This window comes from Paenibacillus sp. MAEPY2, assembly GCF_000499205.1.
Classification (GTDB): Bacteria; Bacillota; Bacilli; order Paenibacillales; family Paenibacillaceae; genus Paenibacillus; species Paenibacillus vandeheii.
The window spans coordinates 1-13,882 of record NZ_AWUK01000059.1 but is presented as its reverse complement, the minus strand read 5'-3'; the positions used below and the strand labels follow the sequence as shown (position 1 = coordinate 13,882).

The 13,882-nt window shown below is 44.1% G+C and carries 15 protein-coding genes; 7 read left to right on the top strand and 8 right to left on the bottom strand.

Annotated features, from left to right (window positions below; genetic code table 11):
• The first annotated feature begins 108 nt into the window (after positions 1 to 108).
• Together P364_RS0132395 and P364_RS38375 are read left to right on the top strand one after the other, a co-directional pair.
• Positions 109 to 1,692, top strand: coding sequence for a peptide chain release factor 3 (locus P364_RS0132395; RefSeq protein WP_024634145.1), 1,584 nt, complete (start codon positions 109 to 111; stop codon positions 1,690 to 1,692).
• Between the two features lie 496 nt (positions 1,693 to 2,188).
• On the top strand, positions 2,189 to 2,566 hold the full coding sequence (locus tag P364_RS38375; protein ID WP_236642258.1) for a hypothetical protein: 378 nt from the start codon (positions 2,189 to 2,191) through the stop codon (positions 2,564 to 2,566).
• 238 nt (positions 2,567 to 2,804) lie between these two features.
• On the opposite strand, the gene sspI is transcribed toward P364_RS38375, so the two are convergent.
• Complete coding sequence (gene sspI / locus P364_RS0132385; protein ID WP_024634144.1) at positions 2,805 to 3,038, bottom strand: small acid-soluble spore protein SspI; 234 nt, start codon at positions 3,036 to 3,038, stop codon at positions 2,805 to 2,807.
• Positions 3,039 to 3,221: 183 nt separating this feature from the next.
• Between sspI and P364_RS0132380 the strand changes: the two genes are divergently transcribed.
• Together P364_RS0132380 and P364_RS0132375 are read left to right on the top strand one after the other, a co-directional pair.
• Positions 3,222 to 3,884: a potassium channel family protein gene (locus P364_RS0132380; protein ID WP_024634143.1), complete on the top strand. Its 663-nt coding sequence runs from the start codon at positions 3,222 to 3,224 to the stop codon at positions 3,882 to 3,884.
• Positions 3,885 to 3,986: 102 nt separating this feature from the next.
• Complete coding sequence (locus P364_RS0132375) at positions 3,987 to 4,775, top strand: TrmH family RNA methyltransferase (protein ID WP_024634142.1); 789 nt, start codon at positions 3,987 to 3,989, stop codon at positions 4,773 to 4,775.
• 742 nt (positions 4,776 to 5,517) lie between these two features.
• Here P364_RS0132375 and P364_RS0132365 read toward each other — a convergent pair.
• The 6 genes from P364_RS0132365 to P364_RS37480 all read right to left on the bottom strand — a co-directional run bounded on the left by P364_RS0132365 (position 5,518) and on the right by P364_RS37480 (position 9,598).
• A complete protein-coding gene (locus P364_RS0132365) occupies positions 5,518 to 6,090 on the bottom strand; it encodes a class I SAM-dependent methyltransferase (protein ID WP_024634141.1) in 573 nt (190 codons plus the stop codon).
• 34 nt (positions 6,091 to 6,124) lie between these two features.
• Entirely contained in the window at positions 6,125 to 7,225 is a 1,101-nt protein-coding gene (locus tag P364_RS0132360; protein WP_024634140.1) for a sensor histidine kinase, read from the bottom strand.
• Positions 7,218 to 7,898: a response regulator transcription factor gene (locus P364_RS0132355; RefSeq protein ID WP_024634139.1), complete on the bottom strand. Its 681-nt coding sequence runs from the start codon at positions 7,896 to 7,898 to the stop codon at positions 7,218 to 7,220. The genes P364_RS0132360 and P364_RS0132355 overlap by 8 nt, the downstream gene beginning before the upstream one ends.
• Before the next feature lie 90 nt (positions 7,899 to 7,988).
• Positions 7,989 to 8,555, bottom strand: a complete 567-nt coding sequence (locus tag P364_RS0132350; RefSeq protein WP_024634138.1) for a class I SAM-dependent methyltransferase — start codon at positions 8,553 to 8,555, stop codon at positions 7,989 to 7,991.
• 42 nt (positions 8,556 to 8,597) lie between these two features.
• Positions 8,598 to 9,101, bottom strand: a complete 504-nt coding sequence (locus P364_RS0132345) for a DedA family protein (protein ID WP_024634137.1) — start codon at positions 9,099 to 9,101, stop codon at positions 8,598 to 8,600.
• 179 nt (positions 9,102 to 9,280) lie between these two features.
• Positions 9,281 to 9,598 carry a hypothetical protein gene (locus tag P364_RS37480; protein ID WP_152532782.1) on the bottom strand — a complete coding sequence of 106 codons (318 nt, stop codon included), beginning with the start codon at positions 9,596 to 9,598 and terminating at the stop codon, positions 9,281 to 9,283.
• A 589-nt stretch (positions 9,599 to 10,187) separates the two neighbouring features.
• Here P364_RS37480 and P364_RS0132340 point away from each other — a divergent pair.
• Together P364_RS0132340 and P364_RS0132335 are read left to right on the top strand one after the other, a co-directional pair.
• Positions 10,188 to 10,778, top strand: a complete 591-nt coding sequence (locus P364_RS0132340) for a sigma-70 family RNA polymerase sigma factor (protein WP_173405262.1) — start codon at positions 10,188 to 10,190, stop codon at positions 10,776 to 10,778.
• Complete coding sequence (locus tag P364_RS0132335; protein WP_024634135.1) at positions 10,765 to 11,526, top strand: DUF3600 domain-containing protein; 762 nt, start codon at positions 10,765 to 10,767, stop codon at positions 11,524 to 11,526. Before P364_RS0132340 ends, P364_RS0132335 begins: the two co-directional genes overlap by 14 nt.
• Before the next feature lie 76 nt (positions 11,527 to 11,602).
• Here the strand turns inward: P364_RS0132335 and P364_RS0132330 are convergent, their stop codons facing one another.
• Positions 11,603 to 12,469 (bottom strand): AraC family transcriptional regulator, encoded by an 867-nt coding sequence (locus P364_RS0132330; RefSeq protein ID WP_029881472.1) that lies wholly within the window; start codon positions 12,467 to 12,469, stop codon positions 11,603 to 11,605.
• Positions 12,470 to 12,580: 111 nt separating this feature from the next.
• Here P364_RS0132330 and P364_RS0132325 point away from each other — a divergent pair, with 111 nt between their 5' ends.
• Positions 12,581 to 13,738 carry a Gfo/Idh/MocA family protein gene (locus P364_RS0132325; RefSeq protein WP_024634133.1) on the top strand — a complete coding sequence of 386 codons (1,158 nt, stop codon included), beginning with the start codon at positions 12,581 to 12,583 and terminating at the stop codon, positions 13,736 to 13,738.
• The last annotated feature ends 144 nt before the right edge of the window (positions 13,739 to 13,882 follow it).

Here is a 13,882-nt window from a genome sequence, read left to right as displayed (position 1 = left end):
GAAATGCGAAATGTACAATCAACCGGCATAGCCGGATTGCATAAAGATTGAATGGCAGACCGGCCTCGCCGGATTAACGTGAATGAACGGACGAAAGGGATAGAATCTATGAGCAAAGCTGCAGATAACCTTCTTCAACAGGAAGTGGACAAACGCCGGACGTTTGCCATTATCTCTCACCCGGATGCGGGTAAAACGACATTGACCGAGAAACTGTTGCTGTTCGGGGGCGCGATTCGCCTTGCCGGTACAGTAAAAGCTCGGAAAGCAAGCAAACATGCAACAAGTGACTGGATGGAAATTGAGAAACAACGGGGGATCTCGGTAACATCTTCCGTTATGCAGTTTGATTACCTGGGTCATCGCATCAATATCTTGGATACACCGGGTCACCAAGACTTTAGTGAAGATACGTATCGTACACTGACGGCTGCCGATAGCGCGGTCATGTTGATTGACGTGGCAAAAGGCGTCGAGGCGCAAACGATCAAATTGTTCCAAGTTTGTGCGAAGCGCGGTATTCCGATCTTTACATTCATCAACAAGCTGGACCGTGAAGGACAAAGTCCTTTTGACCTGATGGAAGAACTCGAAAATGTACTGGGTATTCGCTCCGTACCGATGAACTGGCCGATTGGTACAGGTCGTGAGCTGTGTGGTGTGTATGACCGGATGAAAAGTCAGGTGGAGTTGTTCCAAGGGGACGATCACTCGACGATTAAAGTTCAAAAGGTAGAAGGTTATGAAGATCCGATCATTCGTGAGATGGCAGGAGATTATTTGCATGATCAACTGTGTCAGGACCTGGAGCTTCTAGATGTTGCAGGAGACCAGTTCGACATGGAGAAAGTACAGCGCGGTGAACTGACACCTGTATTCTTCGGTAGTGCGATCAATAACTTCGGCGTGCAGACGTTCCTGGAGAACTTCCTACAACTCGCACCGAAGCCGGAACCACGTCGCAGCACAGCGGGTGAGATTGAGCCGACGAATGAGAAATTCAGCGGTTACGTCTTCAAAATCCAGGCAAACATGAATCCGGCACACCGGGATCGTATCGCATTCCTGCGGATCGTATCCGGCAAGTTCCAACGCGGTATGAGTGTGAAGCATAATCGTGTGGGTAAAGAGATCAAGCTGTCTCAGCCACAGCAATTCTTGGCACAGGATCGGGATATTATAGAAGAGGCTTATGCAGGCGATATTATTGGTCTATTCGATCCGGGTATCTTCCGGATTGGCGATTCACTGAGCCAAGGCAGCGAGGTTATTTTCGACGAATTGCCTACGTTCTCACCTGAGATTTTTGCCAAAGTTACCGTTAAAAATGCATTGAAGCATAAACAATACCAAAAAGGGATTGACCAGTTGACCGAAGAAGGTACGATTCAGGTGTTCAACACGGTGAGCTTCGACGAGACATTGCTCGGCGTAGTCGGTCAGCTGCAATTCGAGGTATTTGAATACCGGATGAAAGGCGAATACGGGGTAGACGTGCAGTTACAGCGCATGCCTTATCAATTCGCTCGCTGGATCGTGGACGAGAATCTGGACCCAAGTAAATTCCGGATCAACTCCGCTCTGGTGAAAGATAAAAAGGGGAACTATGTTGTACTGTTCGAAAATGAATACGCGATGAGAACCGCAATGGACAAAAATCCGACAGCGAAATTCCTGGAGACAGCTCCATAAGCCGATTTTTCCTACAATACTAAAGACAGCCGAAGAAAATGACCTAAATTCCTGATTCGAGGAGGTTAGGTCATTTTTGTCGTCCAATTAGCTCTATGTATTTTTCAGGTTTCACGTCAAAGGGAGAAGGGAGAATAACATTCAGTCATCATTCAGTCTGCTCTCAGGTTAATTTCAGTTTGGCTGCTGATTCACTTGAATTAAGTAAAGAATTTGCAGAATATGCCGGAGGGGTACAGGCCCCACTCCCAACAGAAAACTACAGCAGAACGTACAATCGAAGCGAGGACGCGTTTATACTGACTACGGATCAACAGAATCACTGTTATCTGATCTGCAAAGTTACCTGACTTCATCGGGCGCTTCAGCAGCAACAGATGACAGTGCTGACAGCACGCTGAACCCGTTGGTTTCAATATCTGACTTGTTATCCAGTCAGGACCTCTCAGCAGCAACGGACGAGGATATATCCGATCTATTTGATCAGGTAGCTGAAATGATCCAAAGTCAACGTCCTGAACCTCTGCCCGCAAATGATTCTTTGCGTTTGGATCGCAATGGAACACCTCCAATGATGCAAGCTATGGGAGGGATTATGCCGCCATTTGCATGGAATATTCAAGACACTGCTAACGAGGAAAATCAAGATAGCACATTGAACAATGAGCTTACTGTGGATGAACAGAAATCTTTGCTGCGTGAGTTGCAAAATCTCATTTCCAGCGTGGGATCAGAGTCAGCATCTTCGGGTGAGGATGAAAAAAATGATCTAATTTCTGCACTTAAGAACGTATGGGGAAATACGGACGCCACCACTGCTGGAGATGAAGAAATATCGGCATTGTTTGATAAAATCGCTAAATTATTCAATTGATCATCTTTTTCCAGCGGCGACTGATTTTCTTAGGAGCATCAGACATATACAAACAAGGTACAGCTTCCTGAGTTTTGCTCAGTGGCTGTACCTTGTTTTGGTTAGGGGAGCCTAATTAGTCTATGGGGGATTAACTACCTTGCTCTTGGAGCAGGGTATGATCCAGACCAATGAGACAAAAGCTTTCTTTTGCAGACAGAACAACGTGATGATGGTACCTTTCCCTCCAAGGCTTCAGCTAACTGATGGGTTGAACGGGAATGGTGTGCAGATGCTCCTGCGCGATTTGGATTAATTCTTCCTGCTTCGCAGGTTCGGTGTTCTTCCAGATCATTTCGAAAATGGCACCAAGTCCGGGTAATGCTGCTTCCGGTCCATCTACAGAACCTTCGATCATCTCCCGGAGCTGATCATCACTTTTGTCATGAACCTTATGAACAATCGCTTCACGCAGGCTTAATGTAATTGGCATCGCAAGTCCCTCCTCGTATATTCGGCTGCTCTAATACTGTTCCCTAGGAAGCGTGAGCGCATTCAAGTTTATTGGGCTTTGTGGTATACTACGAAGGATATTTAAGTGAATATTCACCCCTTAATTGAAAAGCTACTAACAATAGATGCGTAATGCTGAAGTGCAGTGGGAGGTTAGACCCTAATGGCAAAGAAACAATATGCCGTAATCGGCATGGGACGGTTTGGTTCAAGTGTAGCCAATGCGCTGAGCGGTATGGGATTCGACGTACTGGCAATTGATGCGGACGAGCAGCGGACACAGGAAATGTCCAATGTGGTGACACATGCCGTATCGGCAGATTCAACGGATGAAGAAGCGCTGCGGGCGCTGGGCATACGGAATTTTGATGTCGTCGTTGTGGCGATTGGTGAAGATATTCAGTCGAGTATTCTTACGACCCTTATTCTGAAGGATATGGGTGTACCTGTTCTGATCGTAAAAGCACAAAATGAGCTTCATGGTAAAGTATTGCAGAAGATCGGCGCGGACAAGGTCATTTACCCTGAGCGGGATATGGGACTGCGTGTAGCCCATCATCTGACATCTCCTAATATTCTTGATTACATTGAGTTATCTGAGGATTACAGCATTCTGGAGATGAGAGCGTCCGAGCAAATGATTGGTAAAAATCTGCTAGAGCTCAATATTCGTGCACGTTTTGGATGTAACGTAATGGCGATCCGCAGTGGAAATTCGATGAACATCTCTCCGTATGCCGAGGATCGGATCGAGAATGGGGATGTATTGATTATCGTTGGGCATAAGGACCATTTGACGAAAATGGAGCTGGCGTATCCAAAGTGATAAGTATAATGATGGGATGAATGGAGCATTCTTTGGTCGGAAAATTTCAATACGTCATGTAGCATGTTGATAAAAAATCCCGCAGACGGGAAGGATGGAAAGATGGATATTGTATCACCGCAAAATACACGTGTGAAGGAATGGGCACAGCTGCTGGAGAAAAAGCACCGTACCCGTCAACATAAATATATTATTGAAGGCATTCATCTCGTGCAGGAGGCGCTGCGTGCCGGAGCAGATATGGAATGTATCGTTTACGATGGGGAGCAGGGTGTACCCAAGGAACTGGCTGGACTGGAGGCTCCACTTCAGCGTGTGGAATGGATCAGTGTATCTCCTGCGGTTATTGCCAAGTGTACGGATACGATGACCCCCCAACCTGTTTTTGCCGTTGTACATAAAGGTCGTGAGCCACTGCAAAGCTTGTTGTCTTCTTCCAAGGGATTGGTCGTGGTATTGGACAATGTGCAGGACCCCGGTAATGTAGGAACGATCATTCGCAGTGCGGATGCGGCCGGAGCGGCAGGCGTGGTGCTTGGCGCGGGTTGTGCCGATGTCTATAATCCGAAAACGATTCGTTCCACGATGGGGTCATTGTTTCATTTGCCAATCGTAGAAGGGCAGTTGGAATCGTTGCTGCCTGAAGCGAAGGCTGCGGGTGTGAAGTTGGTGAGTACGTCTTTGCAGGCAGAGTATTCGTGCTACAGCTATGACTTTACACAATCAGTGTGGCTAGTGATCGGTAATGAGGGCAAGGGCATATCGGACTCCACAGCACAGCTGGTGGACGATGCGATTACGATTCCGATGCAGGGACAGGCTGAGTCGCTTAATGCCGCGATGGCAGCGACAATTTTGTTGTTTGAGGCGATGAGGCAGCGGATGGTGTAAACTATAAAAATTTCCTGTCCATTTCCCAAATTACTGTCCCTTAATAAAAATAATTGTCGAGAAACACTCGAAGACTGGGAGAAATGCGCGTATTCAAGCGCACATTTCCCCAGTCTTTTTCTCTCTCTATTCTTTTCCTCAAACTCCTTCCCCAAGCAAAAATCCCTGTGTAGCAAGGCTTTTCATCTTTTTTTTCTTTGATCTGTAGTTTGTTCCAGTTTTTCGCCCTGGTGATCTGACATGAAAGGACAATAATACAGGGCTGAGGCCTTGTGGGATAAGGAATTAGGGGATGTTGAAGGTGCAGTTCATATGATCGGCTGCTTACTAACGGACAGAATAGCGTAACAATTATTCTCACTGAAGTGTTCACATATTTACGGAACAACTGACGATAAACAATGAAACCGATCGGCGATTATCCATTACAGTTACGGCACAAGAATATAATTTTTGGGTCCGTTTTTGAGATCCGATCTAGATAACCTGTATCCAAGCCGGCCCCAATTATCGCTTTGCAGTCGACAGTAAATTTCCAATGTGGAAAAGAGCATTGTTTGGTCTCGTGGGTGCTCGACTGGTTTCTATGGCACGTAAGAAACCAAAGTGAATATCGCTTCATGTTTGTAAACTCCAGTGGAAGCCAGTTGGAGAAAATCACAACCCTCATAGAAAAGAACGATATTAAACCCTCAATCGATTCAGCATATGGGTTTGATGATGTTGAAATTCTTGATGACCCTTACAGTGCTTGATCCTCTCTTTTACGACAAGTATAGACAAAAGCGGGGGGGAAGTTGAAGGGCACAAATTGAATTTTTTCAATATCGAATAGCTCAGCTAATCTTTTCTTCATATGAAGTGAATACTGGTATAACATTAACATACCGCCAGGTCGGAGCGCTGTATGGATCTGTGACAGGATATTTTGACTCATTTCTCTGGAAAAATTAAAAAATGGTAGTCCGCAAATGATACTATCCAACTGGTGCACATGTTCTTGATCGATCCTTTTCAATAAATAGGATGCATTCGAATGGAACAAGAATTCAGGATATGTTTTCTTCAGATTACTTCTCATTTTGGGGTCTCTCTCAAACAAAAACACGGTTGAAGATTCCGGTAATTTTGCTCTCATGAGACGTGTGACGGAACCTGTTCCTGGCCCCAGCTCAGCGATGGTTCTAACCTCATCCCATCGTACAGACTGGACGATTTTATGGGCTAGAAATTTGGAACTGGGCAGGACACTTCCTACTCGTTTGGGGTTCTTTAAGAATCCTTGCAGGAAAAGAAGCGGTTCGGGTGTTTTCAATGCGGTATCCTCCATTGTTGAATTCATTGATGCTTCACTGGATGTTGGAAGGCAAGCTTAGCTGGAATATAAATACGTTATTCGTATGTTGAAGTGTTAAGGTACCCTGATGTAACTCCGCAATATTTTTGGCAATCGAAAGACCCAGACCGGACCCCGTTTGAATGCCTTCGCTACTTCTTGAATAATCCACCTTGTAAAAACGATCAAACAGTTTTTCTTTTTGCTCTGTTGTGAGCGGCGCACCTTTATTTTCGACTTCAATAGTAATGTGCTCAAGATGCAGACTCATTCGAATGTGAATCACACCAGGTTTAAAGGAATACTTCAGGGCATTCATGAGAAGGTTATCGATAGCTCGAGCAATCTTATCACTATCCACGCAGGTCATCATTGGGGCATAGCCGATCTCTTTTTCGATATGAATGCCATTCTCCTGAGCTAACGGTTCAAATTCAAACAGTAACTGATCCAAGAGTTGAAATAGGTCAACCTTTTTCATATCCAATTGGGTATCTACTGAAGTTAAACGTGTGTATTCAAATAAATCATCGAGCAGCTTCTTTAAATGTGTGGCTTTGTTATAGGTGTTCTGGATGAAGCGGTCATACTCTGCTTTGTCTTGAAAAGATTCGGTTCTAAGAAGCTCAATATAGCCAATTATACTGGTCAGCGGTGTGCGCAGGTCATGTGAAATGCCCGTAATCATGTCCATCTTGGATTTCTCCAACTCGCGCTCTTTGATGATCTGCATCTGCAACTGTTCAGTCATGTGATTGATGTTGGAAGCGACCTGACCAAGTTCATCTTGTCGATTGACGGGTACACGGTAGTCCAGATTGCCCTCAGATATGAGTTGAAGCCCTTGCTCCAAGTGAATGATATCTTTAACCATTCGACGTGTTAAAAATAGAAAGGTTAAGATAAAAGTTAAGATGAAAATTGGCGTAATGACATACGGAAGTGAATTACGGAACCAGGCCTGCTCCCAAGCTTTAAAAACATCAATAGAAAGGAAAATAAGCATATTATTAAAGCCAGCAGCAGCAATGGTACTCAAAATAATTCGGATCAAAATGTTAACCTGAATTTTTTTCTTTCGGTTTCTCTGAAGGGGCTTAGATTGATTAGTCAATTTTATAGCCCACTCCCCATACCGTTTTAATATACTGAGGGTCCCGTGGGTTCACTTCCAATTTCTCTCGCAGATTACGAATGTGGACCATCACCGTATTATCTGAATACCCGTAAGGTTCTTTCCATACGGTTTCGTAAATTTTCTCGGAGCTAAATACTTGTCCAGGATGGCTGGCAAGCAGCACCAGAATGGAAAACTCCAGTGGCGTAAGCGAAATGTCATTCTCTTTGAGCTTCACGGAATGTTTACTTGTATCGATGACAAGGTCCTTGATTAGGATAAGTGAATTGAATTCTGCTTTGCCAATCAAGGTTTGACGTCGTAGCTGAGCCTTAACACGGGCCAGTAATTCTAACGGATTAAACGGTTTGACCATGTAGTCATCAGCCCCGGTAGTCAGGCCTGTAATTTTATCAATGTCCTCTTCTTTGGCGGATAGCATAATAATGGGAGTGGTTGATACTTCCCTTATTTTGAAGCAGGCTTTGATTCCATCCATAATGGGCATCATGACATCCAGAATAATAAGCTGGACCGATGTTGTTTTGATAATATTCAGTGCTTCTTCACCATTGGCTGCTTCAATGACTTGATATCCTTCGTTACGTAAATAGACATGAATGACATCACGGATATCGGGTTCATCATCAACAACGAGAACGGTACTCACAATTCAACACTCCTTTTATAACCTGTTTTGAATAAAATTTATAATCCTTATAGAGAGGATACCATCAGTGTAAACGATAGCCTAAGATGTTTAAATTGTTTCCTTTTTGCGACAGGCATAAACGAATGCAGGTGGGATGTTCAAGGGCACTAATTCTATTTTTTCGATGACAAAGTGCTCGTATAATGTCTTTTTCATTTGAAGTGAATATTGAAAGGCAATGAATAATCCACCAGGCTTAAGTGCCTTATAGATCTGATCTACCAACGTGTTCCTTAATTTAGACTCAAAGTTAAAGAACGGCAACCCGCTAAAAATGTAATCCAGTTGCTGAATACCCTCTTGATTCATGGATTCCACTAATCGAGCGGCATCGGGATAACAGGAGAACTCCGGGTATGTGGTCTGCAAATTATTCCTCATCGTTTCGTTCATCTCAAACAATAACACCTTAGTGGAATCCTGTGCCTGTTGCTGAATATATCGAGTGATGGCACCGGTACCTGACCCGAGTTCGGCGATGGCTTTTGCTTCTAGCCAAGAGGCTTGATTCACCATTTTGCTAGCGAGAAACCGGGAACTGGGCATGATGCTGCCAACATGTTTAGGGCTTTGCAGAAAGCTTTTCAGAAATAAAGCAGGTTCATTGGAATTCATAAGGGTTCCTCCATATATGTGATGGTATGTTATCCAAACCAGTTAGAAATGTAACAAGTGAAGCATCGCTAGAATAGGGCCGCCGAAGTAGATTCCTGCTGTAAAATACGTAATGGTCCAGAGTACGGCGCTGGAATATGAAATGAGAGCAAATTTACGATACTGTACGCCGCTCAGTCCGATAACCAAAGGGAGAATATATCGTACGATTGGAATAAATAAACCAGTGCACATTGCCCAATTGCCATACTTATTCAGAATTAGTTCAGCCTTGACGAAGTGTTTATGATGTTGAAATCTGTATTTTATCTTGGGTCCAAATAACTTTCCTGCAAAATAGGCAAAAGTAATGGCCGTTAATAGTCCTGCCAGAATGCAGAAGTATGTGATCCATGAATTGATTACACCGGTATGACTCAAAATGGCCCCACTGATAATCGTGACTTCATTCGGAATTGGAATTCCGAAAGGGCCTAACGAGAAGGCAAAATAAAATATCAAATATCCATACTGATGAAGTAGCTCTAAGATCGTATTACTGATCATTGTTTTGCCACCTCTCTTGTCGATACAGAAATGATAATGAAAAAAACTAAGGATTTAATGAGCATAATTCTGAAGAAAATCTAAAGAATACATAAGCAAAGCCAAACAACTACGTTCAAGAGAAAAAAGCCTTGCCCACGTACTGGCAAGACTTGATAAGGTGGATTTATTCAGGAGCGTTAATCAAGTGGCACAGTTACAACAATAATGTTGTTCGTGTGATTTAATGTTAACGTGCCACCTTGCAGCTTAATCATATTTCTGTCGATTTGAAGGCCCATTGCAGTTCTGGCATAGATCTCTGAAGTAGTACGAGATGAGCTATGCTGTCGTGTACGATCCATAGGTGTGCCGTTTCCATCAGGATGAGAGGAGAAATTGCCTTCTATTCCGATAACGAACTGTCTATGATCTGCTTTGAGGATCAGGCGAATGGTACCTGGCTGAGCGCAGTGTTTTGAGTGGGATTTTCTAAAGAATTTCTGAATATCAGGCAAAGCTTGTCTCGAAAAGGAACGATATGACCGAGCTAGATGGGAGTAACAATACCATCTTCTACATGGAACAGATCGCATAAAGAAGAGCCGAGACGTCATAATGACGACTCAGCTCTTCTTTATGTCCCAAGAGAATGGACTTTTTTGAAATCAGTTTTGTAGGAAGTAGAACCATTTGAATTTGATACCCGCAACATAAAACAAAACAATCCATCCCCACAGAAACAACAGACGTAGAGGGTGTGGAATCAGTAAATATTCTGAGTACAATTTGGTGAAAAACTTCATCACAGTACTAACCACTCCCGCTAAGTTACTCCCTTACATCCGTTTTCGAAAGAAAAAGAAGTAAGCAGATATGATAACCAAAATTCCAATAAGTCTATATACCGTGTCGTAGGCCTCAATATGAAAAGACCAAAGATGATCTTGTAAATTAGATCAAAAAAACTCCATTTATATAAAAATTAGCTATATTATATCATGATAAACACCAATTGATTTTTTGGTTTTTTGAGAAATATTCAATACATAAATCGAACGATATGGAGCTGGTATGCCAATATATAGTTGAAGAGGAAGGAGATGGATGATGAGTGAGACAGAAAAGTACATAGAACTTGTGGAATTAACCCGGGTTGGGGACTATGAAGCTTATGGCGAGTTATATGAGCTGACGGTGATGGACGTGTATAGAACTGTTCGTTTTCTTATTCGTGACCCATCTGACGCGGAAGATCTGGTACAGGAAATCTATATTCAGGCATACAGGTCCTTAGAGAGATATGATTCGGAAAGAGCCTTTCGTCCTTGGTTAATGGGTGTGACAATGCGGCAGGTCCGAAATTATCGGCGTAGACGATTGACGCAGTTTCGTTTTAACAAGCGGATGGAGAAGTCTGATACGGGGCTAGAGTATGATTTTTCCGGTGAATTAATCAACAAACTGGCAAATCGTCCTCTGCTCGAACAGGTGCACCGATTGCCGTACAAGCTGCAGCAGGCCATCACTCTTCACTATTTGAACGAGTACACACAAGAGGAGATTTCATGCATATTGGGAATTCCACTAGGAACGGTGAAATCACGTATTCATGCGGCATTAACCAAGCTGAGGCAGAATCAGAAGTTAAATCCGGGTATTCGGGGAAAGGTGGAGGAACTGCATGAATCTAGATGAACAGTTGCGAGCATCCTTCCAGGAAGACACGAAAGATTGGAACATTCCTGAGAGAACAAAACATAAAGTCATGAATGCGATTCGAAGTGAATCACGTCTCAAAAACCATCGAAAAAAATGGCTAGTTACTATGCTGCTGGCTGCTGTACTCATCATTCCCACGGGAGCTTACGCTGGGTATACCTTTCTTGTTGACGGAATGTATGGTTCACAGGAGAATATATCAGCGGTGGGTGGAACATCAGAGGATTATATGAGACTGGAAGCAAAGCTGCAGACAGCCAAGGCTCATTTAAGCTCAGAGGAATTCAATCAATTTATGGGTCTGATGAAGCAAATGGGGCAAATGGCTTTGAAGTATGCGGATCAACAAGGAGAGCTGCACCCCGAGCAATGGAGTGTCACAGAACAGATGGAGTTTAATCGTCTTACTGCAGAACTGGAACCATTTTTCGAAAAGCTGGAAGCAGCAAGTGTAGACTCTCCAAAACAACCTTTGGCCCAAGAGCAATTTTGGGAGGAACAGCTAGCAATGGCAGAGACGAAGTTTTCTGAGGAGCAGTTTACCGAGTTCAAATCGTTGTATGAACAGATGAAGCAGTATGAAGCCATAGTGATGGATCAGGATGGGAGCATTCATGAAGAGCGGCTGTCTGCGGAGCAGAAGGAAGAACTGCAGCAGGTACGCGAGCAGATTTATCCCTTCTTGGAGAAGTTGGGACTGGATGTACGCAAGCCGGGCGAGTAGCTAGGACAATGTTAAGGAAGCGGAGGAGCTAAGGGAGTCATTCCTTTGCTCCTTTTCGTGTTGCAGGATAATCTTCTTATCTGCCTTGCACATTCAGCCGATACTGATGCGGTGTGGTGCCTGTTGCATTGCGGAAAACTTTGCAAAAGTAAGATGGGCTGGACATACCTACACGGTGGCCTATTTCCGGAACAGTATGTGTGGTGCTCGTGAGTAACACGCAAGCATGCCGAATACGGGTGGCCTGAGCGTAAGCAACGATGGTGGTACCGGTAGCTTTTTTAAATATATGGGACAGATGATAAGGCGAGAGATGCAGAGTGTCTGCGATATCTTCCAGACGAAAAGATTCATTGAAATGCTCTTCAATCCACTGCATGACAGCTTCGGCATGAGGATGCAGAACGGGAGGACCTTTTGGGAGCGTATTAGAGCTGGGATACTGCCTGTCTTTCCAAAGGTAGCGAAGCTGTGCGAGCAGTGCAAGTAAAAAGAGTCGCGTATCTTCTTCTGCTTCATGTGGAAGCAACGTAGGCAGAATATCGGCAAATTGCTCAATCATCTGAACCAGCGGGGACGCAGCGGCAAGACGGATCGGTTGAAGCGGAGATGTTTGCCCTAGAAGGTCCATTGTAAAACGATTCGTTATAGCAAATTGCCGAGAGTGTGGGTTCAGCAGGTGTGGCTCATACATCAGTACGCTGCGGATAAAGGGATGCTCTTTCGTGACTTGAATCTGAATCTGATGCAGTTGAAATGGACGGAAAATCATCAGTGTACCTGGTTCAAGAGGGAATGCCTGTCCCTCTGTTATCAACTGTCCATGTCCGTCATGAATATACGTGATTTCTATCTGTGAATGAGCGTGAAAAACCTCTCGAAATGCAGTCGTGGAGGTACGACGGTATGCCAAATTAAATTGATCTTCGGTGATGATGGGCATTAGGAATGCCTCCTCTTCAAGAGCGCAATATAGTTTTATTTTATCACAAGATGAACGCATAAAAGCGCTTTATTATTGTGTATTGTGAAGGGAAAAGGGAGGTATGCATCGATGTTGAAAGTGGCCATTATTGGAGCAGGCGCAATCAGTACAGCGCATATTACAGCGTATTTGGCATTTCCTGAACGATGCCAGATCGTAGCTGTAGTGGATATGTACGCGGAAAAAGCACAGAAGCGAATTAACGATTATGGATTGGAGGGGGCACAAGCTGTTACCGATTACCATGAATTACTGGATCAAAGCATTGATTTGGTCTCGATCTGTACCCCTCCTTATACACATGCACCAATCACATGTGATTTTCTGCATGCTGGTACGCATGTACTTGTCGAAAAACCGATGGCCTCTTCTTTACAAGAGGCGGATATGATGCTGGAAGCGGCACAAGAGAGTGGTAAGTTGCTGTCGGTTGTGGCGCAGAATCGTTTTACGACTCCAATGATGAAACTCAAAGATGTACTGGATAGCAAACTTATGGGGCCTATTGTCCACGTGCAGGTCGATTCGTTCTGGTGGCGAGGTCATAGTTATTATGATCTGTGGTGGCGTGGCACATGGGAAAAGGAAGGTGGTGGCTGCACGCTTAATCATGCCGTGCATCATATCGATGCTATGCTCTGGATGATGGGTCCCCCTGTGGAATTGCAGGCCATGATGGCAAATATGGCGCATGATAATGCTGAAGTAGAGGATATTTCCATGGCGATGCTTCGTTTCCAAGAAGGAGCACTTGGTATGATTACCAGCTCCGTGGTACACCATGGAGAGGAACAGCAGTTGATTTTTCAGGGCAAAGAAGCAAGGGTATCTGCACCTTGGAAGGTCATTGCTTCAAGGGCTCGGAGTAACGGATTTCCGGAATCGAATCCAGAACTGGAGCAACAAATTCAGAAACTCGCTGACGAATTACCGGATGTTATTCATGCAGGTCATGCCGGGCAAGTGGAGAATGTGCTAGACGCCATTGAGACAGGATCCCCCCTTTTGGTGGATGGACAAAGTGGTCGAAATACGCTGGAGTTGATCGTAGGGATATATAAATCGTCCAGTACTGGGGAGAAGGTAACTTTCCCTTTGAAAGTGGAGGATGCTTTTTATACAAGGGAAGGGATGATGCAACATGCGGTGCACTTTTATGAAAAAAAGACGGTGGTGGAGAACTTCGAGGATTTGAGTATTACGCTGGGGGGCAAGTTGGAGTCTTAGGGGAAATAGTAAATTGTAAATTTAAAACTATATCTATTGCGAAGTTTAAAATATGTTTATAACATCAATAAATTGAAGCGCCGCAGGCTATTTACAATAATGACCTGCGGCGCTTTTTTGTATGAAAATTAAAATGTAGTTTCG